The organism is Ideonella sp. (assembly GCF_041287625.1).
Taxonomy (GTDB): Bacteria; Pseudomonadota; Gammaproteobacteria; order Burkholderiales; family Burkholderiaceae_C; genus Ideonella.
Genome location: NZ_JBGGNH010000020.1, coordinates 33,618 through 56,406 on the forward strand (window position 1 = coordinate 33,618; position 22,789 = coordinate 56,406).

At 65.8% G+C, this 22,789-nt stretch carries 23 protein-coding genes; 8 read left to right on the forward strand and 15 right to left on the reverse strand.

Annotated elements, in window-relative coordinates:
- Positions 1–13: 13 nt before the first annotated feature.
- On the reverse strand, positions 14–1,948 hold the full coding sequence (gene mutL / locus ACAH41_RS07970; RefSeq protein ID WP_325649837.1) for a DNA mismatch repair endonuclease MutL: 1,935 nt from the start codon (positions 1,946–1,948) through the stop codon (positions 14–16).
- 50 nt (positions 1,949–1,998) lie between these two features.
- Here mutL and ACAH41_RS07975 point away from each other — a divergent pair, with 50 nt between their 5' ends.
- Positions 1,999–2,643: a VTT domain-containing protein gene (locus tag ACAH41_RS07975; RefSeq protein WP_325649838.1), complete on the forward strand. Its 645-nt coding sequence runs from the start codon at positions 1,999–2,001 to the stop codon at positions 2,641–2,643.
- Positions 2,644–2,661: 18 nt separating this feature from the next.
- Here the strand turns inward: ACAH41_RS07975 and ACAH41_RS07980 are convergent, their stop codons facing one another.
- Together ACAH41_RS07980 and tsaE are read right to left on the reverse strand one after the other, a co-directional pair.
- Positions 2,662–4,050: an N-acetylmuramoyl-L-alanine amidase gene (locus tag ACAH41_RS07980; RefSeq protein ID WP_325649840.1), complete on the reverse strand. Its 1,389-nt coding sequence runs from the start codon at positions 4,048–4,050 to the stop codon at positions 2,662–2,664.
- Positions 4,047–4,532 (reverse strand): tRNA (adenosine(37)-N6)-threonylcarbamoyltransferase complex ATPase subunit type 1 TsaE, encoded by a 486-nt coding sequence (gene tsaE / locus ACAH41_RS07985; RefSeq protein WP_370538246.1) that lies wholly within the window; start codon positions 4,530–4,532, stop codon positions 4,047–4,049. The genes ACAH41_RS07980 and tsaE overlap by 4 nt, the downstream gene beginning before the upstream one ends.
- Between tsaE and queG the strand changes: the two genes are divergently transcribed.
- The gene (queG, locus tag ACAH41_RS07990; protein WP_325649842.1) at positions 4,524–5,669 is read left to right on the forward strand and encodes a tRNA epoxyqueuosine(34) reductase QueG; all 1,146 of its coding nucleotides are present in this window, start codon (positions 4,524–4,526) and stop codon (positions 5,667–5,669) included. The genes tsaE and queG overlap by 9 nt on opposite strands.
- Positions 5,670–5,673: 4 nt before the next feature.
- Here queG and ACAH41_RS07995 read toward each other — a convergent pair whose 3' ends face one another.
- Positions 5,674–6,576, reverse strand: a complete 903-nt coding sequence (locus ACAH41_RS07995; RefSeq protein ID WP_325649843.1) for an AEC family transporter — start codon at positions 6,574–6,576, stop codon at positions 5,674–5,676.
- 200 nt (positions 6,577–6,776) lie between these two features.
- Between ACAH41_RS07995 and ACAH41_RS08000 the strand changes: the two genes are divergently transcribed.
- Complete coding sequence (locus tag ACAH41_RS08000; protein ID WP_325649893.1) at positions 6,777–7,715, forward strand: tripartite tricarboxylate transporter substrate binding protein BugE; 939 nt, start codon at positions 6,777–6,779, stop codon at positions 7,713–7,715.
- A 26-nt stretch (positions 7,716–7,741) separates the two neighbouring features.
- Entirely contained in the window at positions 7,742–8,644 is a 903-nt protein-coding gene (xerD, locus tag ACAH41_RS08005) for a site-specific tyrosine recombinase XerD (protein ID WP_325649895.1), read from the forward strand.
- A 107-nt stretch (positions 8,645–8,751) separates the two neighbouring features.
- Here xerD and ACAH41_RS08010 read toward each other — a convergent pair whose 3' ends face one another.
- Positions 8,752–9,708 (reverse strand): porin, encoded by a 957-nt coding sequence (locus ACAH41_RS08010; protein ID WP_325649844.1) that lies wholly within the window; start codon positions 9,706–9,708, stop codon positions 8,752–8,754.
- A 227-nt stretch (positions 9,709–9,935) separates the two neighbouring features.
- Here ACAH41_RS08010 and ACAH41_RS08015 point away from each other — a divergent pair, with 227 nt between their 5' ends.
- Positions 9,936–10,532 carry a MarC family protein gene (locus tag ACAH41_RS08015; RefSeq protein WP_325649845.1) on the forward strand — a complete coding sequence of 199 codons (597 nt, stop codon included), beginning with the start codon at positions 9,936–9,938 and terminating at the stop codon, positions 10,530–10,532.
- Between the two features lie 56 nt (positions 10,533–10,588).
- On the opposite strand, the gene ACAH41_RS08020 is transcribed toward ACAH41_RS08015, so the two are convergent.
- Positions 10,589–11,341 carry an amino acid ABC transporter permease gene (locus ACAH41_RS08020; RefSeq protein WP_325649846.1) on the reverse strand — a complete coding sequence of 251 codons (753 nt, stop codon included), beginning with the start codon at positions 11,339–11,341 and terminating at the stop codon, positions 10,589–10,591.
- A 15-nt stretch (positions 11,342–11,356) separates the two neighbouring features.
- Positions 11,357–12,223, reverse strand: coding sequence for a basic amino acid ABC transporter substrate-binding protein (locus tag ACAH41_RS08025; protein ID WP_325649848.1), 867 nt, complete (start codon positions 12,221–12,223; stop codon positions 11,357–11,359).
- Positions 12,224–12,570: 347 nt separating this feature from the next.
- Between ACAH41_RS08025 and ACAH41_RS08030 the strand changes: the two genes are divergently transcribed.
- The 3 genes from ACAH41_RS08030 (at position 12,571) to ACAH41_RS08040 (ending at position 15,231) form a co-directional block, all read left to right on the forward strand.
- Positions 12,571–13,290 (forward strand): DUF481 domain-containing protein, encoded by a 720-nt coding sequence (locus ACAH41_RS08030; RefSeq protein WP_325649897.1) that lies wholly within the window; start codon positions 12,571–12,573, stop codon positions 13,288–13,290.
- Between the two features lie 42 nt (positions 13,291–13,332).
- Positions 13,333–14,115: a ferritin-like domain-containing protein gene (locus ACAH41_RS08035; RefSeq protein WP_325649850.1), complete on the forward strand. Its 783-nt coding sequence runs from the start codon at positions 13,333–13,335 to the stop codon at positions 14,113–14,115.
- 132 nt (positions 14,116–14,247) lie between these two features.
- Positions 14,248–15,231, forward strand: a complete 984-nt coding sequence (locus ACAH41_RS08040; protein WP_325649852.1) for an Hsp33 family molecular chaperone HslO — start codon at positions 14,248–14,250, stop codon at positions 15,229–15,231.
- Here the strand turns inward: ACAH41_RS08040 and ACAH41_RS08045 are convergent.
- The 8 genes from ACAH41_RS08045 to ACAH41_RS08080 form a co-directional block, all read right to left on the reverse strand.
- Entirely contained in the window at positions 15,214–15,924 is a 711-nt protein-coding gene (locus ACAH41_RS08045; protein ID WP_325649853.1) for an ATP-binding protein, read from the reverse strand. The genes ACAH41_RS08040 and ACAH41_RS08045 overlap by 18 nt on opposite strands.
- Positions 15,917–16,564, reverse strand: coding sequence for a nicotinamide riboside transporter PnuC (gene pnuC, locus ACAH41_RS08050; RefSeq protein ID WP_370538247.1), 648 nt, complete (start codon positions 16,562–16,564; stop codon positions 15,917–15,919). The genes ACAH41_RS08045 and pnuC overlap by 8 nt, the downstream gene beginning before the upstream one ends.
- Before the next feature lie 17 nt (positions 16,565–16,581).
- Positions 16,582–16,929, reverse strand: a complete 348-nt coding sequence (ftsB, locus tag ACAH41_RS08055; protein WP_325649857.1) for a cell division protein FtsB — start codon at positions 16,927–16,929, stop codon at positions 16,582–16,584.
- A gap of 103 nt (positions 16,930–17,032) precedes the next feature.
- Complete coding sequence (gene eno / locus ACAH41_RS08060) at positions 17,033–18,316, reverse strand: phosphopyruvate hydratase (RefSeq protein ID WP_325649859.1); 1,284 nt, start codon at positions 18,314–18,316, stop codon at positions 17,033–17,035.
- A 93-nt stretch (positions 18,317–18,409) separates the two neighbouring features.
- Positions 18,410–19,267: a 3-deoxy-8-phosphooctulonate synthase gene (gene kdsA, locus ACAH41_RS08065; RefSeq protein WP_325649861.1), complete on the reverse strand. Its 858-nt coding sequence runs from the start codon at positions 19,265–19,267 to the stop codon at positions 18,410–18,412.
- Positions 19,264–20,961, reverse strand: coding sequence for a CTP synthase (locus ACAH41_RS08070; protein WP_325649862.1), 1,698 nt, complete (start codon positions 20,959–20,961; stop codon positions 19,264–19,266). The genes kdsA and ACAH41_RS08070 overlap by 4 nt, the downstream gene beginning before the upstream one ends.
- Before the next feature lie 123 nt (positions 20,962–21,084).
- Positions 21,085–21,903 carry an alpha/beta hydrolase gene (locus ACAH41_RS08075; protein ID WP_325649864.1) on the reverse strand — a complete coding sequence of 273 codons (819 nt, stop codon included), beginning with the start codon at positions 21,901–21,903 and terminating at the stop codon, positions 21,085–21,087.
- A gap of 3 nt (positions 21,904–21,906) precedes the next feature.
- Entirely contained in the window at positions 21,907–22,731 is an 825-nt protein-coding gene (locus tag ACAH41_RS08080) for a proteasome-type protease (protein ID WP_325649866.1), read from the reverse strand.
- Between the last annotated feature and the right edge of the window lie 58 nt (positions 22,732–22,789).

The following is a 22,789-nucleotide window of genomic DNA, read 5'->3' on the forward strand; positions in this document are numbered from 1 at the left end:
TCAGGGAGAGGGCTCAGCGGCCGCGCAGAAACAGCGCGTCGAGTTCTTTCAGGGTCAGCTGGCGCCAGGTGGGCCGGCCATGGTTGCATTGCTCGGAGCGTTCGGTGTGCTCCATCTGGCGCAGCAAGGCATTCATTTCTTCGAGGCTGAGGCGCCGGTTGGCGCGCACTGCGCCGTGGCAGGCCATCGTGGCCAGCAGGTCGTCGCGGGCACGCTCGATGAGGTGCGCCGCGTCGGCCTCGGCAAGTTCGGCCAGTTCGCCCAGCACTGAGCGGGCGAGTTCGACCGGGTCGGCATCCGGCAGCGCGGCCGGGCGGCTGCGCACGGCCAGCGAGGTCGGCCCCAGCGGGCTCAGGTCCAGGCCCAGCGCCATCAGGTCGGCCTGCCGGGCTTCGGCGACGGCCACTTCGGTGGCGGTGGCGGCAAAGGTGGCCGGGATCAACAGCGGCTGCGCGGCCAGGCCGGTGAGCCGCGCCTCGGCCTTCATGCGTTCGTAGACGATGCGCTCGTGCGCCGCATGCATGTCGACGATGACCAGGCCGTGCGCGTTCTGCGCCAGCACGTAGACGCCCGACAGTTGCGCCAGTGCGCGGCCGAGCGGCCAGTCGCCGTCCAGTACCGCGGCGCGGTCCATCGGCGGGTCGCCGGCCGGGGCCGTCGGCAGGTTGAGGGGTGTGGTCGATGGCGGTGCGAAAGTCGCGGGGCTGCTCCAAGGCGCCGGCGCCTCACGGGCATAGAGCTGGCCCAGGTCGGCCAGGCTCAGGCGCTGCTGGTGCGCGGTGGGTGGCAGGCCGGCGCCGGTGCTGTAGGAGGCGGGCAGGCTGGGCTGGCGGTCGCCCCAGGGCGTGGGCGTCGCAGCATCAGCGGCGTTTGCCTCGGGCAATGGTGCTTGCGTGATCGTGCCCGGCACATGCGCGCCGGCCGGTGCCGAAAGCGTCTTCTCCACCGCCCGCTTGACGACCGAATAGACCTCGCCCGATTCGCGGAATCGCACTTCGATCTTCGTCGGGTGCACGTTGACGTCCACGCGCGTCGGGTCGATGTCCAGGAACAGCACGTAGGCCGGCTGCTTCTGGCCGTGCAGCACGTCTTCGTAGGCGCTGCGCAGCGCGTGCGTGATCAGCTTGTCGCGCACGTAGCGGCCGTTGACGTAGACGTATTGATGGTCGGCGCGGTTGCGCGCGGCTTCGGGCAGGCCCACGCGGCCCTGCAGCCGCATCGGTCCGGCCAGCAGTTCCACCGGCCGGCTCTGGGCCAGGAAGTCTTCGCCCAGCACGTCGGCCATGCGCTGCTCGTGCAGCGCGCGGCGCCATTGTTCGACCAGCTTGCCGTCGTGCCAGATCGCAAAGCCCACGTCGGGCCGCGCCAGTGCATGGCGGCGCACCGCCTCGATGGCATGCGACAGCTCGGTCGGGCCGGACTTCAGGAACTTGCGCCGTGCCGGCGTGCTGAAGAACAGCTCGCGCACTTCGATGCTGGTGCCCTGCGCACGGGCTGCGGGCTGCAGCTCGCCGCTGCGGGCGTCCAGTCGCCGGGCCTGGGATGCGTCCGCCGGGCGGCTGACGATGTGGGTTTCGGAGACCGAGGCGATGGCGGCGAGCGCCTCGCCGCGGAAGCCCATGGTCATCACGCCTTCGAGCTCGGCCAGCGAGCTGATCTTGCTGGTGGCGTGGCGCTTGAGCGCCAGCGGCAACTCGTCATGCGGGATGCCGCAGCCGTCGTCCTCGACCACGATGGCCCGCACGCCACCAGCCACCAGGCGCACGGTGACCTGCTCGGCGCCGGCATCCAGTGCGTTGTCCACCAGTTCGCGCACGACCGAAGCCGGGCGCTCGACCACTTCGCCGGCGGCGATCTGGCTGACCAGTTCGTCGGGCAATTCGCGGATCGGGCGGCGTGGCGCGGCCTGCAGGGCGTTGTGCAGTGGCGTATGCACGGTGTCGTTCATCCCGGGATTGTAGAGAGCCTGTCTCATGTCCACCCTGATAATCCCTGCCCATGGACTTTCTCGCACCCCTGATCGACCTCATATTGCACGTCGACAAGCACCTTGCAGTGTTCGTGACTGACTACGGCACCTGGGTCTACGTGCTGCTGTTCGCCATCATCTTCGTGGAGACCGGCGTGGTGGTGATGCCCTTCCTGCCCGGTGACTCGCTGCTGTTCGTCGTTGGCGCGATGTGCGGCACCGGGCTGATGAGCCTGCCGGTGGCGCTTGCCGTGCTGCTGGTGGCGGCCGTGCTGGGTGATCAGCTGAACTATTCGATCGGCCGGACGCTGGGACCGAAGGTGTTCAAGTGGGAGCAGTCCCGCTTTTTCAACAAGCAGGCCTTCGAGCAGGCACATGCTTTCTACGAGCGCTATGGCGCGGTGACCATCATCGTGGCGCGCTTCATGCCGTTTGTGCGCACCTTTGCACCCTTCGTGGCCGGCGTGGCGGACATGACACGCACGCGTTTCACGCTGTTCAACCTGATTGGCGGTGCGCTGTGGGTCGTCGGCGTGATGATGGCTGGCGTGCTCTTCGGCAACATCCCCTGGGTCCAGCACAACCTCGAGAAAATCATCTGGGCGATGATCCTGATCCCGGGTTTGGTGATCCTGGCCGGCGCGGTGAGGGCGCGCCGCCGCGCGCCAGCCTGACCAGGCTCGAGTCCGGCCTCAGGTTTGCCGATTGCGCGCCAGCGGCGGGTTTTTCGCGAAGTAGCGGTCGATGCCGGTGAACAGCGCTTCGACGAGCTTGCGCTGGTATTCGGGGTCGCGCAGCTTGTCTTCTTCGGTCGGGTTGGAGATGAAGGCGGTCTCGACCAGGATGGACGGGATGTCCGGCGCTTTCAGCACCGCAAAGCCGGCCTGCTCGACCTCGCCCTTGTGCAGCCGGCCCACGGTGCCGATGCGCGACAGCACCTCGTTGCCCACGCGCAGGCTGTCCTTGATCTGCGCGGTGGTACTCATGTCCAGCAGCGCGCGCAGCACCTGAGCGTCCTTGGTGGCAGCGTTGACGCCGCCGACCACGTCGGCTGCGTTTTCGCGCTGCGCCATCCAGCGTGCCGCCGTGCTGGACGCGCCATGCTGGCTCAGCGCAAAGACGCTGGCGCCGCGTGCGTCGGGGTTCATGAAGGCGTCCGCATGCACCGAGACAAACAGGTCGGCCTGCACGCGGCGGGCCTTGGCCACGCGCTCTTGCAGCGGCACGAAAAAGTCGTCGTCGCGCGTCAGCATCGCACGCATGCCGGGCTTGGTGTTGAGCTTGTCGCGCAGCTGCATCGCGATGCGCAGCACCACGTCCTTTTCCTTCAGACCGCTGGGGCCGATGGCGCCCGGGTCCTCGCCACCGTGGCCGGGGTCGATGGCGACGATGACCAGGCGGTTGATGCCGTCCCGCTGCGCTGCGCTCGGCTTGCCGGGGATGGGTGGCGGTGCGGCAGGTGGGGGCGGCGCCATGGCGATCTGGGTCGACGGTGGCGCGGTGGTGGAGGTGCCGGGTGCTGCAGCGCCGGAGCGCGCGGCTTCGGTGGCGGCCAGCGGGCGGTCCACCTTGCCGATGAACTCGCCCAGCGCGTCCTGCACCGAGCGGGCGGCCTCGCGTTCGGCCTGGGCCTTGTCGCGGATCAGTGTGAGCAGCGGGTCGGGCGCTTCGGTGGGGTAGAGGTCGAACACCAGGCGGTGCTGGTAGGCGGCGACCGGCATCAGCGTGAACTGCTGCGGCTTCACCGTCTGCTTCAGGTCCAGCACCAGGCGCACCACGCGAGGCTGGTTCTGGCCCACGCGCACGCCGCCGATGAACGGGTCGTCCGACTTGATCTTGCCGACCAGCTCACGCAGCGCGGGGCTCATCTCCAGCCCGTCGATGTCCACGACCAGGCGCTGCGGGTCGTCGGTCAGGAAGTGACGCGCCACCAGGGGCTGGTCCGACTCGATCGTCACCCGCGTGTATTCCTGCGCGGGCCAGACCCGCACCGAGACGATGCTGGCGCCCCAGGCGAGCTGGGCCGGGCCCAGCACCAAGGCCACACGGCCCAGCGATTTCAAGGCGTCACGACGTTTCATGCCAGCAACTCCTGTCCTCGTGCGGTGAAGGCCTGCAGTTGCACCACACGGCTTTCGTCGGCCTGCGGCGCAATCTGCAGCGCGAGGTCTGCGGCGGGGCGATAAGGGCCGGCATTGCCGGCCCATTCGCACAGCTTCAAACCCGGGGCGGCAAATACCTCCCGAAAACCCGCGTCCTCCCATTCGCGCGGGTCGCTGAAACGGTAGAAATCAAAATGCCAAACTGCCAGCGCGCCATGTGGGCTGGCCAGCAAATAAGGTTCGACCACCGCATAGGTCGGGCTTTTGATGCGGCCGGTGGCTCCAAGCGTGCGCAGCAGATGGCGCACCAGCGTGGTCTTGCCGGCGCCCAATGGGCCGTCCAGCTCGATGCAGGCGTTGGCGATGGCGGGGCGGGCCGCCCAATCGGCGGCAAATTCGGCGCAGGCCGTTTCGTCAGGCCAGCGCAGCGTGCGAGTTTCTAGAATCGGCGGATGGCTCAAAATATGGAGGGCGGTGAAGGCGTCTCGCGGCAGCAGGCATCTGACAACTCGCCGCCAGCAAACACGGACATCACGCAGCAGTTGCGGGACTGGGCCCGCACGCTCGGATTCTCCCAGATTGGTGTGGCCGATGTCGACCTGTCATCTGCCGAGCCCGGTTTGCTGGCCTGGCTGGACGCCGGCTTCCACGGCAGCATGGGCTACATGGCGGCGCACGGCCTCAAGCGGGCCCGCCCGGCCGAGCTGATACCCGGTACGGTGCGCGTCATCACCGCGCGCATGGATTACCTGCCGGCCAACCGCGAGGGCGACTGGCAGCAGGTCGAGTGGCAAGGCCTGGCCGACCCGCAGCGGGCCATGGTGTCGCTTTACGCCCGGGGGCGGGACTATCACAAGGTCATGAGGGCGCGGCTGCAGCAGTTGGCTGACAGGCTGGCGGCACAGGTCGGCCCGCTGGGCCACCGTGTGTTCACCGATTCGGCGCCGGTGCTGGAGGTGGAGCTGGCCAGCCGCAGCGGCATCGGTTGGCGCGGCAAGCACACGCTGACGCTGTCGCGCGAAGCCGGCTCGATGTTCTTCCTCGGCGAGATCTATGTGGACCTGGCGCTGCCGCTGAGCGAGCCGGTCAGCGCGCATTGCGGGGCCTGCGAGGCCTGCCTGCAGGTTTGCCCGACCGGGGCCATCGTAGCGCCTTATCGGCTCGACGCGAGGCGCTGCATCTCGTACCTGACGATAGAGCACGATGGTGCCATTCCCGAGGCCTTGCGGCCGTTGATCGGCAACCGCATCTACGGCTGCGACGATTGCCAGCTGGTCTGCCCGTGGAACAAGTACGCGCGCCGCGCCACCGTGCCCGACTTCGACACGCGGCCCGCGCTGGACGCCCCCGGTCTGCTGGACCTGTGGGCCTGGGACGAGGCGAGCTTCCTGCAGCGGACCGAAGGCAGCGCGATTCGTCGCATTGGCCATCAGCGCTGGCAGCGCAACCTGGCGGTGGCGATGGGCAATGCGCTGGCTTCAGGCGTGGCCGACAAGGCAGCGCTGGGGCAGGCGTTGTCGGCCTCGCTGCCTGCGGCCACGCCGTTGGTCGCGGAGCACATCCAGTGGGCGCTTGCGCAGGCTGCCGACAAGCCTTGAGGTTTCAGCGCGTCGCATCCAGCCCGATCAGCGCCAGTGGCAGGCTCAGCATGCCCAGCAGCGTGGACAAGCTGACCAGCCCGGCGACAAAGCTGCCACTGCCGCCCATGCGCGCGGCCAGCACATAGGCGCTGGAGGCGGTCGGCAAGGCCGCGAAAGCGACGACCACGACTTGCTGCCCGGCCGGCAGTTCGGCCACGCGCACCAGCACGATGGCGACGATTGGGAGGACCAGGTGGCGAATGCTCATCAGCGCGGCGGCGAGCCTGGGTGCGTCCCGCAACGCGCCCAATTGCAGCCCGGCGCCCACCGCCATCAATCCCAGCGGCAGGGCGGCACCGCCGATGCGGCTCAACGTGACCTGCAGCAGGTCTGGCAGTTGCAGTCCCAGCAGGTTGCCGACCAGGCCGGCCACGGTGCCGATGATCAGCGGGTTCTGCAGCAGTTCGCGCAGGAAGTTCTGGCCGGCATGGCGGGCCAGCGGCCAGACCGCAGCGATGTTGCAGACCGGCACGCACAGCGCGACCAGCAAGGCCGTCCAGGCGACAGACTGAACACCGCCCAGCCGCTCGGCCAGTGCCAGCGCGACATAGGAGTTGAAGCGGAAGGCTGTCTGCGCGCCCGAGGCGTGCAGGCGCGCGTCCACGCCAGGCCAGCGGCCGATGGCATATGAAAGCGCAATGCCGCAGCCGACGACCGCCAGGCCGCAACCGGCCAGCGTCATCAGCGCACCGGCCTGCAGCGGCTGGCGCACGATCGCGACAAACAGCAGCACCGGGAACAACAGGTAGTAAACCAGTTTCTCGACGCCGTCCCAGACCGAGCGGTTCAGCGCCGTGCGGCGGCACAGCACAAAGCCCAGCAGGATCAGCAGGAAGTCGGGCAGCAGCAACAGCACATGGGACATGGCTGCAGTGTGCCTGCGACAGCAGGGATCGCCCTTACGCAATGGCCGCAGTCCCGGCAAAGCGAGGCCTCGGCATACTTCCCCGCGTGCGCTGAATCGAAGGTCGGCTGGGCTATCCTGCCGACATTGCCCCCCCGTTCACTCTGGAGACTGCATTGCGACACTCGAACCGCCTGCGCTGGACCCTGTCCGCAGCCTTGATGGCCGCTGCTTGCGCCACTTCCGCGTTTGCGCAGAGCAACTACCCGACCAAGCCGGTCAAGCTGGTCGTGCCGTTTGCGCCAGGTGGCACCACCGACATCATTGCCCGCGTGGTGTCCGAGAAGATGAACCTGGCGCTGGGCCAGACCATGATCGTCGAGAACAAGGCTGGTGGTGGTGGCGTGGTGGGCGCACTGGACACGGCGCGGTCGGCGCCGGATGGTTACTCACTGGGTGTGGCGACGGTGTCGACCACCGCGGCCAATCCGGCCATCAATCCGAAGATCGCCTACAACCCGCTGACCGACTTCACGCCCATCATCAACATCGCGGCGACACCGAATGTGATCGCGGTGCACCCGTCATTTCCGGCACGGGACTACAAGACCTTTCTCGAAGTCCTGAAGAAGAACCCTGGGAAGTACAGTTTCTCCAGTTCCGGCACCGGCGGCATTGGCCACCTGCAGATGGAGTTGTACAAGAGCCTGACGGGTGTCTTCCTCACGCACATCCCCTACCGCGGCGCCGGCCCGGCACTGAACGACACGGTGGCCGGCCAGGTGCCGATGATCTTCGACAACCTGCCTTCCGCACTGCCGTTCATCAAGGAAGGGCGCCTGATCGCCATCGTCGTCGCGGCGCCGCAGCGTTTGGCGGTGCTGCCCGACGTGCCGACGTTCAAGGAAGTGGGCCTGGAGGCGGTGAACCGCATGGCTTACTACGGCATCTACGGCCCCAAGGGCCTGCCGAAGGAGGTGGTCGACAAGGTGGCGGCTGCGGTGAAGAAGACGGCGGAGTTGCCGGACGTCAAGAAGCGCATCGAGGACACCGGTTCGCTGCTGGTGCTGAACACGCCTGAGCAGTTCGCCACGCAGATCAAGGCCGAGTTCGACGTCTACAAGCAGGTCGTGGCCAAGCAGAAGCTGACGCTGGAGTGACACAGCCCGCGGGGCCAGTGGTGCATCTGCCGCCATCCGCGGCGGATGCGGGCCTGATCGATCTGTTCAATGACGCGCTGTGGCTGGAAGACGGTCTCAGCGCCAACACCCTGGCCGCGTACCGCCGCGACTTGGCCGGGCTGGCCAGTTGGCTGGCCGAGCGGGGCGAGGCGGACCTGACCCGGGTCACCCAGGTCCATCTGCAGGCCTATGCGGCGGCCCGCCATGCCGGCAGCCGCAGCAGCAGTGCCAACCGCCGCCTGGCGGTGTTCCGGCGCTTCTATCGCTGGGCACTGAGAGAGCGCTACGTGACGGAGGATCCGACGCTGAAGCTGTTGGCTGCCCGGCAGGCGATGCGTTTGCCGAAGACGCTGAGCGAGGTCCAGGTCGAAGCGCTGTTGCGAGCGCCGGACGTGGCAACGCCGCTGGGCCTGCGCGACCGTTGCATGCTGGAGCTGATGTACGCCAGCGGGCTGCGGGTCAGCGAGTTGGTGAGCCTGCCGTCCTTGCACGTCAGCCTGAGCGATGGCGTGTTGCGTGTGAGCGGCAAGGGTCAAAAGGAGCGTTTGGTGCCCTTCGGCGAAGAGGCCGAGCGCTGGCTGCGACTTTACCTGTCCGATGGCCGGCCTCAGATCCTGCAGGGACAGGCAAGCGACGCCTTGTTCGTCACCGCGCGCGGCGGGCCGATGACACGCCAGATGTTCTGGACGCTGGTGAAGCGGCATGCGGCGCAGGCCGACATCCGCGTGCCGCTGTCACCGCACACCTTGCGGCACGCCTTCGCGACCCATTTGCTGAACCATGGCGCGGACCTGCGGGTGGTGCAGATGCTGCTCGGCCATGCGGACATCTCGACCACGACCATCTACACGCACGTGGCGCGAGAGCGCTTGAAGTCATTGCATGCGCAACACCATCCGCGAGGATGATGGCCCAGGCTTCTGATGCAGGGCAGTGGAGAAACCCATTCGCCTATGAAAAAAGCCGACCCTGAGGTCGGCTTTTTTTCTGAGGCAAGGCCGGAGGGCCTGAAGCATCAGAAGTTGTGGCGGATGCCCACGGCGTACGAATTGAAGTTCGCACCAGCGATGCCCGTGCCGTAGCCGACGTTGGCGTCGTTGTCGATCTTGGTATAGAACGCGTAGACCTTGGTCCGCTTGCTCAGGTTGTAGTTGTAGCCAACGGTCCACTGGCTCGCGCCCGACTTGTCGCCGATGTTGTCATCGTCGTTGGTCATGCCGTAGTTCAGGTGGAACTCGCTGTTGCCCAGGGTGTACATGCCGGCCAGGCGCCAAGCGTCACGCTCAGACACGCCCTGCACCTTGTCCCAGTAGCCGCCGAAGGTGAAGGCACCCCATTCGTACACAGCACGAACAGCGGTCGACTTGTCGTCGCCGTGCTGCTCATAGCCCAGGCCCAAATGCAGAGGGCCGCGGTCATAGTTCAGCGCTGCAGCACCCAGCTTCGACTTCGAAGCGCCTTGGGCCTCTGCCACTTGCAGGTGACCCACAAAACCGCCCCAGCTGGGGGTGTAGTAAGCGACGGCATTCTTCAAGGCGCCAGTCACGATGTAGCCGAACAGCGCATCAGACGAAGTACCGGTGTCGTGGTTGTGCATGCCGATCCAGTCAGCGGTGGCGTAGTACGCCTCGCTGGCGGACATGTTGCCCAGCTTCACGGTACCAAAGCGGGTCGACAGGCCAACCCACGATTCACGGTTCCAGAAACCGGCAGGATCCGACTTGCCGGTGCTGACGTCAAAGCCGCTCTCGATCAGGAACAGGCCCTTCATGCCGCCGCCCAGATCTTCTTCGCCCTTGAAGCCGATGCGCGATGCGTTGTCTTGAATGACGTTGTCGCGGTCGCCGTCGCCAACCTTCTGGCCTTCAGCAGACACGTTCAGGCGACCGTAGATGGTCACCGAGCTTTGTGCGAACGCAGCGGGAGCCGCCAGGGTGGCCGCGATCGCGGTCAGAACGAGAGATTTCTTCATGAGAAGGACCCTTGGTCAATGTAAACAAAGGAGCCTCACGTCTGCGCTAGCAGAGCAGCGAAACTCTGAAGTGCTGAATGACAACACTGTGAAAAGCAGTTTATCGCTGGATCAAGTGCGGCCCGAAGGTTTACCCTGGCGCCGCGCTCAAACAGGGTTCAATCTGTTGTTGCGATGCAACTCCCGTAGGACTGCGCTGACATCCGGCGAGCCGCGACAATCTACCAATGGACCACACCTTCATCTCTGCTTTTGTCCTTCTCCTGCTGGTGCTGGACCCTTTTGGCAGCCTGCCAATCTTCATTTCCGTGTTGCGTGGCGTGTCGCCCGAGCGCCGCACCGTGGTGGCGATTCGCGAGGTCTCGATCGCCTTTTCGGTATTGCTGGTCTTCATGTTCACGGGCGAAGGCTTTCTGCGGCTGATGCACCTGTCGGAGCGTTCGCTGGAGGTCGCTGGCGGCGTGATCCTGCTGATCATCGCGATCCGGATGATCTTCGCCTCTGGCGGTGAGATTTACGCTGCGGATGGGCAGCGAGAACCCATGATCTTCCCGTTGGCAGTGCCGTTGCTGGCAGGCCCCTCCGCGATGGCCACGGTGCTGCTCCTCGCCTCGCGCCAGCCTGAGCGCATGTGGCACTGGGTAGGGGCGCTGACGCTGGCGATGCTGGTCAGCGGCGCGGTGATGCTGGCAGCCGACCGCATCCGCAAAATCCTTGGCACGCCGGTGGTTTCGGCGGTTGAAAAGCTGATGGGCCTGGTGTTGACGGCGGTGGCAGTGGAAATGATTCTGGCGGGGTTGAAGCGCTATTTCTTCGGGCTTTGACAGGGCAAAAGAAAAGGCGGCTTAACGCCGCCTTTGCATTTTCAGAATACTTGCAATCATCGCCCGCGCAAGTGTGCGGGCGCTTCCAGCCGCTTGGCCAGTGTTGAGAGCAGCAGGGTGAGGATCAGGTACATCGCAGAGATTGCGAGGTACGGTTCCCAGTAGCGGGAATATGCCCCCGCCACCGTGCGAGCTGCCAGTGCCAGTTCGGCCAGGCCGATGGCCGAGACCAGGGACGAATCCTTGATCAAGGTCACGCCTTCGTTGACCAGCGCCGGCACCATGCGGCGGAAGGCCTGCGGGAGGATCACAAAGCGCATGGCCTGCGAGTGCGACAGCCCCACGCTCCAGGCGGCCTGGGTCTGGCCCAGGTGAATGCTCTGGATGCCGGCCCGGAAGATCTCGGAGATGTAGGCGCCCGCATTGAGCGAGAGCGCCACGCAGCCCGAGAAAAACGCGCCGTGTTCCTGGCGGAAGGTCCTCGCCATGTCGCCCGACAGCAGCAACCCGTTGTCCGGATGGATCAACGCAGGCATCACTGCGAAGTGGACCAGCAGGATCTGCACGAACAGCGGCGTGCCGCGGAAGAAGGTGACGTAGGCGGTCGTGATGCCGCGCACAATCACCAGCACCCACCGCGCAAGCGCCGATTGCGGTGGCGGCGCACTGCGTGAACTGCTGATCAGGCCCAGCACCACGCCGAGCAAGAGGCCGACCACGATGGCCACCAAAGTCAGCTCGATGGTGGTCGCCAGGCCGCTCATGAAGAGCGGCCAGTAGCCCGACAGGATCTCCCAACGCAAGTCCACGCTGTGCGCTCCGCGTCAGTTGGAGGCGGCGGATGCTGCCGGGGCGGCGGCCGGCGGCTCGGTGCCGAAGGTCTTCTTGTAGATGGCGGCGTAGGTGCCGTCAGCCTTCACCGCTGCGAGGCCCTTGTTGATCAAGCCCAGCAGTTCCGTGTTGCCCTTCTTCACTGCAATGCCGTATTGCTCGGGGGCAAAGGCCTTGTCCGACACGGTCTTGAACTTCGAGCCCGGGTTGTTGGCCACGTAGTGGATCACCACGCCGTTGTCAGCCACCACGGCATCCACGCCGCCGGCTTCCAGTTCCTTCAGCGCCAGCGGGGTTGATTCGAAGCGCTTGATGGTGGTGGCAGTCTTGCCTTGCAGCTTGGTGACGACTTCGTCACCGGTGGTGCCGGTCTGCACGCCAACCTTGAGCTTCTTCAGGTCGTCGAACTTCGAGATCTTCGAAGATTCTTTGACCGCGATCAGCTGGAATGCATCGAAATACGGGTCTGAGAAATCCATGGTCTGCTTGCGCTCGTCGGTGATCGTGATCGACGAGATCAGCAGGTCACGGTCACCCTGGCCCAGTGCGTTGAAGATGCCTTCCCACGGGGTGTTGACAAACTTGACCTGGAAGCCGCCTTTTTCCGCCACGGCGGTCAGCAGATCGACCGACAGGCCGACGATCTCACCCTTCTCGTTCTGGAACTCGAACGGCGCATAAGCGGCGTCGGTGCCAACCGTGTAGACCTTGGCCGGCGCGGGGGCGGGTGCCGAAGCCGGGGCGGACGCCGTTTCTGCCGGTGCGGGCGGCACTTCCTGCTTGCCGCAGGCTGCCAGCACCAAGCCAGCCACCAACGCGGTCGCAGCCTTCAGGAAACGACGGGTATCTTGTTGAGCCATGGATGTCCTCAAAAACAGTGGGCGAAACTAAGGAAAAATTAGTTCCTTCAGTGTACGGCCGGCTCACGCAATATTTACGCCACGGGGGCACGGGGTAATCACGCACCGAGGCGGTGCCTTGTTACCTGCGCAAAGCAGCATCCGCAGCGGGAGCGGATGGCCCAGCACCGCTCGCCGGTACGCCGATTGCCGCACTGCAGCAGTGCGGGTCGGCAAGGCGTTGCCTCTTCGCAAGTGTCACTGTTCGTCTGGTAACTCTTCTCTTCCGACTTCAAGGAGCGCCGATGTTGCGATGCCAACCTGTTCGTCTGAGATTTTCGATCGCTGCACTCGGGCTGTCCGTGTTGATGCAGCCCGATATCGTACAAGCTCAGGCCACGGTCAAACCCGATGGCCAGATGCGCTATGCGCTGGGGGCGGGTGCCAGTTATTCGTCTGGCAATACCAGCGCGGCCAGCGTCAATTTGAATGGCGAGGCCGTGCAGGCCAGCGAGGACAGCAAACTGACTTTGGGCGGCAAGGCCTTGTGGTCGCGTTCCGAGGGGCAGACCACCGCAGAGAACGTGTCCTTGAGCGGGGCGTATAACCAGGATTTCACGCCAGACTGGTTTGGCTTTGGCAGTGCCGATTTCCTGCGCGACGAATTTGCCAACATCCAGGCCCGTGGATCCCTTCACGGCGGTGTCGGCCGGCATCTGATCAAACGCGATGACCTGACCTGGGACGCGACACTGGGCATTGGTTATTCGCAGGACCGCTATTTCGATCCGGTTGTCGTCAACGACGAACTGCGCGTGCGCTATGGCCGTGCCGAGTTGGTGCTGGGTGAAGAGTCCAGTCACAAGTTCACCGAAACCACCAGCTTCCGGCAGAAGGTCTCGTACTACCCGGCGCTCAATTCCGGCGGCGGCTCGCGCGCGACGCTGGACGCCGGCCTGGCCGTTGCGATGACCGCCAGGCTCAGCCTCACCGCCGGGCTGAACTACCGTTACGACAGCGATCCTGGCGTCGGCCTGAAAAAGGGCGACACGCTGTTCGTCACCGGCATCTCCGTCAAGCTGGACTGAAGCGCCTGCCGGCGCAGCAGCGCAAGCTGGTTAGCATGCTGCATGGAGAACCTTCGTCGGCAGGCCTTGGTGCTGCTGCTCACCCCGTCGCCTGACGCCAAGGCCGAAGGCACGCGTGCGCTTGACCCGCAGGCAATGTTGGATGCTGATGAAGTGTTCAGCGAACCCGCCTGCGTCATTCCTGGACGGCCGGTCAAACCCGAATTGCTGTCGCACACCGCGCTGAAACAGCGTTCGGTCGGCACGCTGGAGGGCAGGGCGGGACTTTTGCATGCGCTGGCCCACATCGAGTTCAACGCCATCAACCTGGCGCTGGACATCGTCTGGCGCTTTGCCGGCATGCCTGCGGATTTCTACCGGCAGTGGCTGGTGGTCGCCCGCGAAGAAGCGCTGCATTTCCAGCTGCTGCGTGACCATTTGCTGACGCTGGGTTTCCAGTATGGCGACTTCGCCGCCCACAATGCCTTGTGGGAAATGGCAGAAAAGACCAAGGGGGACCTGCTGGCCCGTGTGGCCCTGGTGCCGCGCACACTGGAAGCGCGTGGGCTGGACGCTTCGCCCGCCGTCAAGGCCAAGCTCATTGGCGCAGGCGACCTGAGGGCCGGGGCCATCATCGACGTCATCCTGCGCGACGAGATCGGCCATGTCGCCACCGGCAACCACTGGTACCGCTGGCTTTGCGCGCAGCGGGGCCTGGAACCGGTGGTGACCTACCCATTGCTGGCCGCCCAATACGGCGCGCCACGCATGAAAGGCCCGTTCAACTTCGAAGCCCGGCGCGCGGCTGGTTTCACCGAAGAAGAGCTGGCTTCGTTCCGGAGCTGAGGGTTGCCGTGGGCACGCGCAAGACCTTGGCTGCGCCGGCCGGCGCCAGGCTCCGTAAAATCAGTGGTCTTCCAGGCGCAGCGTGGCAGGCCGCACACGCGGTCACCGTTTGCGTGGCTGCGGACCCATCTCATGAGCGAACTCCACAAATTTCTGTTTGAAGGCCTGCCTGTGCGCGGCATGCTGGTTCGGCTGACCGACAGCTGGCAAGAGGTGCTGCGGCGCCGCGAGGCTGCAGGCGACTACCCGCCGCCGGTGCGCGAGTTGCTTGGCGAGATGGCCGCGGCTGCCACCTTGATGCAGGCCAACATCAAGTTCAACGGCTCGTTGATCCTGCAGGTCATGGGTGACGGTCCGGTCAAACTGGCGGTCGCCGAAGCTCGCCCGGACCTGAGCTTTCGCACCACGGCCAAGGTCATTGGCGACGTGGCGGAAGACGCGCGTGTCGAGGCCATGCTGAACCTGCACGGCAAAGGCCGCTGCGCGATCACGCTGGACCCTGCCGACCGGCTGCCGGGCCAGCAACCGTACCAAGGCGTCGTGCCCTTGCATGACGACCAGGGCCTGCCGCTGCAAAACGTCTCGGAAGTGCTGGAGCACTACATGCTGCAGTCCGAGCAGCTCGACACCCGGTTGGTGCTGGCGGCCAACGGCGAAGTCGCGGCCGGGTTGCTCATCCAGCGCCTGCCGACCAAGGGCGAAGGCAATCTGGAAGGCGAGCGGCGGGGCACCACGCCCTGGGGCTCGGGTGACGAAGACCAGATCGGCCAGTCCGAGGCCTTCAACCGCATTGCCCACCTGGCCGCGACGCTGACCCGCGAAGAGCTGCTGACGCTGGACGCGGACACGATCCTGCGCCGGCTGTTCTGGGAAGAAACCGTGCGCCGCTTCGAACCGCTCACGCCCAGCTTCGGCTGCAGTTGCTCGCGCGAGCGGGTGCGCAACATGCTCACCGGGCTTGGCCGCGAAGAGTCCGAAAGCATCCTGGAAGAGCGTGGCGACATCGAGATCGCCTGCGACTTCTGCGGCCAGCAGTACCACTTCGACGCGGTCGACGTGGGCGAGATGTTCACCCCCGGCCGCGACCAGCCGCCGGCCTCAGCCTCGTTGCAGTGAGCCGGCCTTGCGGGCGCGCTGCTTGAAGGCGGCGTGCTCGCATTCGGGTTGGTCGCAGCTGTCGCAGGCCCACAGCCATGCGGGTTGTGCCGCATCCCGGTCCTGCAGCCGCGTCAGCAGCCCGGCCCGTGGCGCGCGACGCAGGCGCAGCACCGGCCCCATCGCGTCCAGCGCCGTTTCAACGCGGCGCTCACCGCTGCCACTGACCACGGCAAACGCCAGCCCCGCACCGACCAGCAACTCGCGCAGCCGGTTGTCCACTGGCTCGCGCACCTGCGGTCCGTCACGCTGCAAGCCGTCGGGCTCCCAGGGCAGGTCCAGCGCGGTCAGCAGTGTCAGCGCGCAGCGGCGCTGCCAGGCCAGCGCCATCGCATCCAGCATCTCGCTGCCGAAGACCTGGCGGTGGTAGACGGCGGTCATCAGCGGCGTGGTGTCGGCCAGCACCACCGCGTGCGTGGCAGCGGCCAGTTCGATGCGCCTGGCTTGTTCGAGGGCGATGGCTTCCTGCTCATCCTCGCGTGGTGTGCGCCCCTGCGCATCGCACCACTCGCGCAGGTGTTCGGGCACCCAGGTGCAGGGCCAGCCGGTCAGTTCGGCCACGCGGGGCGCGAGCGCCGCCGCCAGCGTGCTCTTGCCGGTGCTCTCGGCGCCGACCAGCGCGATCACCAGTCCCGTTTGCTGCTGCTCAGGCACTGACCCGGCCCTCCAGCTTGCGCCAGGCCCGCCAGCCCGCGGCGGCCATCACGGTGAACACCGCGTACAGCAGCACCGTCAGCCAGAGCGACTTGAGCGCGAACAAGCCCATGCTGACCAGGTTCACCGCGATCCACACCGGCCAGTTCTCGATCAGCTTGCGGCCCAGCAGGGACTGGCCGGTGATGCTGGCGACGGTGGGCAGTGCGTCCCAGAACGGCACGTCGCTGTCGGTGAAGCGGTGCAGCAACAAGCCCAGCAGCGGCCAGCCCAGCAGCGTGGCCAGCAAGGCCAGGGCGCGTTGCCGGCCGGTCAGGCGATGCACGCGCAGCGCGCCGCCGTCCTCGCCACGACCGCGCAGCCATTGCCACCAGCCCCAGCCAGCGACCAGCACAAAGAAGATCTGCAGGCTGGCTTCGCCATACAGCTTGTACTCGGCAAACAGCCCTGCGTAGAGCAGTGAGCTGGCGATGGCCAGCGGCCAGCCCAGCGGGTTCACGCGCATGTTGCAGGCCACCATCCAGACGGCCAGCACGCAGGCAAGCAGTTCGAGCCAGGTGAAAGGGCTGCCCCACAGCGTGAAGGCGGGCGCGAGCAGGGTGGCCCACAGGGCAACGGCTGCCTGCATGGCAGCGGACATCCAGTTCTGCATCGGCGTCAGGGCTGCGAGGGGGCGGCCGTGGCTGGCGCGAGCGGCGCGGGTGGTGCAGTGGGCTTGGGCGCCACATTGCCGGCGCTGCTGGAGATCACCACCAGCAGCTCATCCGGCTTCACCATCCCCAGTTCCAGCCTGGCTTTTTCCTCGACCATTTCCAGCCCGTTTTTCAGGTCGGCGACCTCGGCGGAGAGGCGTTCGTTCTGCGCCCGCGCCTTGTCGTTGGCAGCCAGCTGCGTGGCCAGCTCGCTGCGCAGGCGCATCACATGCGGCACGCCACCGCGGCCGAACCAGAGTTCGGCCTGCACCAGCGCCAGCAAGGCGGCGAGGACAAAGGGCAGCACGCGCATGCTGTGATTGTGCCGCAAGCCCCTGTTGGCGCCTCAAAACGACAACGCCGGGCAAGGGCCCGGCGATGGTGAGCGGTTCCAGGCGCTCAGGCCTGGCCTGCGCTCAGCGCAGGTTGTAGAACGCGGCGCGGCCCGGGTACACGGCCACGTCGCCCAGGTCTTCCTCGATGCGCAGCAGCTGGTTGTACTTGGACATGCGGTCGCTGCGGCTCAGCGAACCCGTCTTGATCTGGCCGGCGTTCAGGCCCACGGCGATGTCGGAGATCGTGTTGTCTTCGGTCTCGCCCGAGCGGTGGCTGATCACCGCGGTGTAGCCGGCGCGCTTGGCCATCTCGATGGCGGCGAAGGTCTCGGTCAGCGTGCCGATCTGGTTGATCTTGATCAGGATCGAGTTGGCAATGCCTTTCTCGATGCCTTCCTTCAGGATCTTGGTGTTGGTGACGAACAGGTCGTCGCCCACGATCTGGACCTTCTTGCCCAGGCGGTCGGTCAGGTGCTTCCAGCCGTCCCAGTCGCCTTCGGCCATGCCGTCTTCGATCGAGATGATGGGGTACTTGTCGACCCAGGTGGCCATCATGTCGGTCCACTCGGCTGCCGTCAGCGTCAGGCCTTCGCCTTCGAGGTGGTACTTGCCGTCCTTGTAGAACTCGCTGGCCGCGCAGTCCAGGCCGATGGCGATTTGCGTACCGGCCTCGAAGCCGGCCTTGTCGATGGCTTCCAGGATCAGCTGGATGGCCGCTTCGTGGCTGGGCAGGTTGGGCGCAAAGCCGCCTTCGTCGCCGACGGTGGTGCTCATGCCCTTGGCGTCGATGATCTTCTTCAGCGCGTGGAAGATCTCGGCGCCGTAGCGCAGCGCTTCGCGGAAGCTCGGTGCGCCGACCGGGATGATCATGAACTCTTGCAAGTCCAGGCTGTTGTTGGCGTGGGCGCCGCCGTTGATGACGTTCATCATCGGCACTGGCAACTGCACGCCGCCCATGCCACCGAAGTAGCGGTACAGCGGCAGGCCGGACTCTTCGGCTGCGGCCCGTGCCACGGCCATCGAGACGGCCAGCATGGCATTGGCGCCCAGGCGGCTCTTGTTGTCGGTGCCGTCCAGGTCGATCAGCGTCTTGTCCAGGAAGGCCTGCTCGGAGGCATCCAGGCCCAGCACGGCTTCGCTGATGTCGTTGTTGATGTTCTGGACGGCCTTCAGCACGCCCTTGCCCAGGTAGCGGCTGTTGTCGCCGTCGCGCAGCTCGATGGCTTCCCGCGAGCCGGTCGAAGCGCCCGAAGGCACGGCCGCGCGGCCCATCACGCCCGATTCCAGCAGCACGTCGCACTCGACCGTGGGGTTGCCACGGCTGTCGAGGATTTCGCGGCCGACGATGTCAACGATTGCACTCATTGCTCTCTCCGTAATGAAAATTCTTCTGCGGCGCGCAGGGTGCCAGAAACGGGTTACCCGCGTGCATCAGCTTGTTGCGCCGCGGGCGAGACTTCAGCAGCTGAAGTCGTTCTCCAGCAACGGCTGGGCCTTGATCACTTTGTCCAGTGCGACCAGTTGCGCCAGCAGCGTCTTCATGTGCCTCAGCGGCACGGCGTTGGGGCCGTCGCTGAAAGCCTCGGCAGGGTTCGGGTGTGTTTCCATGAACAGGCCTGCGACGCCGACGCCGACGCCGGCCCGCGCCAGCACCGGCACCATCTCGCGGGCACCGCCGCTGGCGCCGCCGAGGCCGCCGGGCTTCTGCACGGAGTGGGTCACGTCGAACACCACCGGCGCGCCGGAATTGCGCATCTCGGCCAGGCTGGTCATGTCGGCCACCAGATTGTTGTAGCCGAAGCTGACGCCGCGTTCGCAAGCCAGGAAGCGATCTTCGGAAAGGCCCACCTCACGCGCTGCGGCGCGGGCCTTGTCGATGACGTTCTTCATGTCCCAGGGCGCGAGGAACTGGCCCTTCTTGATGTTGACCGGCTTGCCCGATTGCGCGACCGCGCGGATGAAGTCGGTCTGGCGGCACAGGAAGGCGGGTGTCTGCAGCACGTCCACGACGCTGGCGACCTCGGCCACCTGGGTGGCGTCGTGCACGTCCGTCAGCACCGGCAGGCCGGTCTGGCGGCGCACCTCGTCGAGGATCTTCAGGCCCGCCTCCATGCCGACACCGCGCTTGGTGGTGCCGGACGAGCGGTTGGCCTTGTCGAACGAGCCTTTGTAGATCAGCGGAATGCCCAGCGCGGTGCAGGCTTCCTTCAGCTGGCCGGCCACTTCCAGCGTCAGTTCCAGCCCTTCGATTGAACAGGTGCCAGCGATCAGGAAAAACGGCTTGTCGAGGCCGACCTCGAATCCGGCGAGTTTCATGCGGTGCCCTTTTCGGCAGTGGCGGCGGGCGCTGCGGCAGCCGCGGCGGCTTGCTGCTGGTGGCTGATCGCCGCCTTGATGTAGTCCTTGAACAGCGGATGGCCGTCCCACGGCGTGGACTTGAATTCTGGGTGGAACTGCACGCCGACGAACCAAGGATGCACCGCGCGCGGCAGCTCGACCATCTCGGTCAGCTTCTCGCGCTGGGTGATGGCCGAGATCACCAGGCCAGCCTCTTGCAGGCGGTCCAGGTAGTGTTCGTTGGCCTCGTAGCGGTGGCGATGGCGCTCGGTGACCACCGGGCCGTAGATGTCGTGCGCCAGCGTGCCGGGCTTCACATCCGAGCTCTGCGCGCCCAGGCGCATCGTGCCACCCAGGTCGGAATTGGCATCGCGTTTCTGGATCGAGCCGTCGGCGTCCTGCCATTCGTCGATCAGCGCGATCACCGGGTGCGGCGTGTCGGGCTCGAACTCGGTCGAGTTGGCACCGGTCAGGCCGACCATGTGGCGGGCGTATTCGATGGTGGCGACCTGCATGCCCAGGCAGATGCCCAGGTACGGCAGCTTGCGTTCGCGTGCGAAGCGGGCGGCGGCAATCTTGCCTTCCACGCCGCGCTTGCCGAAGCCACCAGGCACCAGCACCGCATCGAAGCCGCTGAGTTGCACCGCAGCGTTGGCGTCGTTCAGCTCTTCCGAATCGACGTATTCGATCTTCACCCGCACATGGTTGTGCAGGCCCGCATGGCGCAGTGCTTCGTTGAGCGACTTGTACGAGTCCGACAGCTCGGTGTACTTGCCGCACATCGCGATCGTGACCTCGCCCTTCGGATGCGCCACCTCGTGCACCAGGTTGTCCCAGGTGCGCAGGTCAGCCGGGCGGGTCAGCAGCTGCAACTTCATGCAGATCAACTCGTCCAGGCCTTGCTCGTGCAGCATGCGGGGCACCTTGTAGATGGTGTCCACGTCCCACATCGAGATCACGCCGTGCGAGGCGACGTTGGTGAACAGCGAGATCTTCTCGCGTTCCTCTGCCGGCACCTCGCGGTCGGCACGGCACAGCAGCGCATCGGGCTGGATGCCGATCTCGCGCAGCTTCTGTACTGTGTGCTGGGTCGGCTTGGTCTTCAGCTCGCCTGCGGCCTTGATGTAAGGCACATAGGTGAGGTGCACAAAGGCGGTGTTGGTCGGGCCCATCTTCAGGCTCAGCTGACGCACCGCTTCGAGGAAGGGCAGCGACTCGATGTCCCCCACCGTGCCGCCGATCTCGACGATGGCCACGTCCACCGCCTCGGGCGTGCCGAAGCCGGCGCCGCGCTTGACGTATTCCTGGATCTCGTTGGTGACGTGCGGAATGACCTGCACCGTCTTGCCGAGGTAGTCGCCGCGACGTTCCTTCTCCAGCACCGTCTTGTAGATCTGGCCGCTGGTGAAGTTGTTGCTGCGCTTCATGCGCGTCGTGATGAAGCGCTCGTAGTGCCCGAGGTCCAGGTCGGTCTCCGCGCCATCGTCGGTGACGAACACCTCGCCGTGCTGGAACGGCGACATCGTGCCCGGATCCACATTCAGGTAGGGGTCCAGCTTGATGAGGGTGACTTTGAGACCGCGCGATTCAAGAATCGCTGCGAGTGAGGCTGATGCGATGCCCTTGCCCAGGGAAGACACCACACCGCCGGTGACGAAGACGAACTTGGTCATTTCTTGCAGCGCACGCGGTCTCGCCCGCGGGCCCGAAGACAGGCCGCATCACGGGGATGCACGAACGCTGTGGTGGTAAAAAGGCATTATACCGGGCCGTTCCAGCCGGCCCGGGCCAACGCTTCAGGGCATGCTGCGCAACAGCTTCACGACTTCGTCGGCCGTGTCGTCCGGCCGCTCCATTGGGTAAAGGTGTGTGCCCTCGAACCAGGTGAAGCGCTGCTTGGCCAGTGCCCGCGCGCCCTCGGTGCCACCCTGGCGCATTTCGGTCGACTGCGTGCCGGCAATGAAGCCCACCGGGCATTGCAGCGGGTGCTTGTGCAGCACCAGCCCCAGGTGATGCGGCAGCGTGTTGTAGATGTGGGTTTCGACCTCGCGCCGGAAGTTCAGCACGATGCGCGCTGCTTCGCGCACCGGCTCGGCCGGGTCAGCTTCCACGAAACCGGTGGCGACATAGTCGGCCAGCACTCGCGGATCCCAGCGGGCGAAGACCGGTTTGCTGGCGAAATGCGCATGCACGGCCTCGCGGCTGGGCCATTCATGGCGCCGCTTGACCGAGACCTTGCCGGGCGAAATGCTGGGCAGCAGCCCGCCCAGCTTGACCATTTGCAGGCTGTGGGCACGCCAGCCGGTGATCACCGGCGAATCCAGCATCACCAGCCCGCGTGCCAGGTCCGGCCGGCGGCTGGCGGCCATCAGGCTCAGCAGCCCGCCCAGCGAATGGCCGACCAGGAAGACCTTGGCTTCGGTCTCGCGGTCGATGAAGGCCAGCAACTCGTCGCGCAGCGCGCGCCAGTTGCTCGCCACCGGGTATTTCGGGTCGTGGCCCAGGCGCTCGGGGGCCTTGACCTCGAAACCCGCCGCGCGCCAGCGTTCGAACAGTACCCGGTAGGTGCCGGCGCCAAACCCGTTGGCGTGCGCGAAGACGATGGTGTCAGGCATCTGTTAGACGATCTTCTCGTCCGGCCCCTGGATCTTGCGCATCGGCTCGTAGCGATGGCTGGGCGTCAGCAGTGGATGCACGGCGTCGCCGCCGCCCCAGTGCGGGTCGTCAATGCCCTCGAACACCTCGCGCAGCCGCTGGCCCCAGGTGTTGTGGATCATACGGAAATACGGGTTGTGGTCGTCGATCACCGCGATGCGGTTGCTCTGCAGGCTGTCTCTCTCGTAGACCATCAGGTCCAGCGGCAGGCCGACCGAAAGATTGGATTTCAGCGTCGAATCCATCGACACCAGCGCGCACTTGGCCGCTTCGTCCAGTGGCGTGCCGGGCGTCAGCACCCGGTCCAGGATGGGTTTGCCGTACTTGCTCTCGCCGATCTGGAAGAAGCAGGTCTCGCGTGTGGCCTCGATGAAGTTGCCGGCCGAGTACACCAGGAACAGCCGCATCGCCTCGTTGCCGATCTGGCCGCCGAAGATCATGCTGCAGTTGAAGTCGATGCCCGCGGCTTTCAGCGAAGGGCCGTCCTGGTCGTAGACCCTGCGCACCGCGCTGCCCAGCACGCGCGTGGCCTCGAACATGCTCTTGGCGTTCCAGATGGTGATCGGCTCTTCGTCGCCATTGGCCAGCTTCTCGACCTGCAGGATCTCCCGCACCGACTGCGAGATGCTCAGGTTGCCGGCCGACATCAGCACCATGAAGCGTTCGCCGGGCTGCTCGTACACGATCATCTTGCGGAAGGTGCTGATCGCGTCCAGGCCCGCGTTGGTGCGGGAATCCGAGAGGAACACGAGGCCGGCGTTGAGCCGGATGCCGACGCAGTAAGTCATGGAATTGCCCGCGGACCGGGAAATCGCTGAAACCGCGATTGTCCACGGTCGCCAGAAG

Excerpts from the sequence above, each read along its gene's own strand:
- mutL (WP_325649837.1), bottom strand. The coding sequence starts at position 1,948 with ATGAACGACACCGTGCATACGCCACTGCACAACGCCCTGCAGGCCGCG.
- ACAH41_RS07975 (WP_325649838.1), top strand. The coding sequence starts at position 1,999 with ATGGACTTTCTCGCACCCCTGATCGACCTCATATTGCACGTCGACAAG.
- ACAH41_RS07980 (WP_325649840.1), bottom strand. The coding sequence starts at position 4,050 with ATGAAACGTCGTGACGCCTTGAAATCGCTGGGCCGTGTGGCCTTGGTG.
- queG (WP_325649842.1), top strand. The coding sequence starts at position 4,524 with ATGGCTCAAAATATGGAGGGCGGTGAAGGCGTCTCGCGGCAGCAGGCA.
- ACAH41_RS07995 (WP_325649843.1), bottom strand. The coding sequence starts at position 6,576 with ATGTCCCATGTGCTGTTGCTGCTGCCCGACTTCCTGCTGATCCTGCTG.
- ACAH41_RS08000 (WP_325649893.1), top strand. The coding sequence starts at position 6,777 with ATGGCCGCTGCTTGCGCCACTTCCGCGTTTGCGCAGAGCAACTACCCG.
- ACAH41_RS08010 (WP_325649844.1), bottom strand. The coding sequence starts at position 9,708 with ATGAAGAAATCTCTCGTTCTGACCGCGATCGCGGCCACCCTGGCGGCT.
- ACAH41_RS08015 (WP_325649845.1), top strand. The coding sequence starts at position 9,936 with ATGGACCACACCTTCATCTCTGCTTTTGTCCTTCTCCTGCTGGTGCTG.
- ACAH41_RS08025 (WP_325649848.1), bottom strand. The coding sequence starts at position 12,223 with ATGGCTCAACAAGATACCCGTCGTTTCCTGAAGGCTGCGACCGCGTTG.
- ACAH41_RS08030 (WP_325649897.1), top strand. The coding sequence starts at position 12,571 with ATGCAGCCCGATATCGTACAAGCTCAGGCCACGGTCAAACCCGATGGC.
- ACAH41_RS08035 (WP_325649850.1), top strand. The coding sequence starts at position 13,333 with ATGGAGAACCTTCGTCGGCAGGCCTTGGTGCTGCTGCTCACCCCGTCG.
- ACAH41_RS08040 (WP_325649852.1), top strand. The coding sequence starts at position 14,248 with ATGAGCGAACTCCACAAATTTCTGTTTGAAGGCCTGCCTGTGCGCGGC.
- pnuC (WP_370538247.1), bottom strand. The coding sequence starts at position 16,564 with ATGTCCGCTGCCATGCAGGCAGCCGTTGCCCTGTGGGCCACCCTGCTC.
- ftsB (WP_325649857.1), bottom strand. The coding sequence starts at position 16,929 with ATGCGCGTGCTGCCCTTTGTCCTCGCCGCCTTGCTGGCGCTGGTGCAG.
- eno (WP_325649859.1), bottom strand. The coding sequence starts at position 18,316 with ATGAGTGCAATCGTTGACATCGTCGGCCGCGAAATCCTCGACAGCCGT.
- kdsA (WP_325649861.1), bottom strand. The coding sequence starts at position 19,267 with ATGAAACTCGCCGGATTCGAGGTCGGCCTCGACAAGCCGTTTTTCCTG.
- ACAH41_RS08070 (WP_325649862.1), bottom strand. The coding sequence starts at position 20,961 with ATGACCAAGTTCGTCTTCGTCACCGGCGGTGTGGTGTCTTCCCTGGGC.
- ACAH41_RS08075 (WP_325649864.1), bottom strand. The coding sequence starts at position 21,903 with ATGCCTGACACCATCGTCTTCGCGCACGCCAACGGGTTTGGCGCCGGC.
- ACAH41_RS08080 (WP_325649866.1), bottom strand. The coding sequence starts at position 22,731 with ATGACTTACTGCGTCGGCATCCGGCTCAACGCCGGCCTCGTGTTCCTC.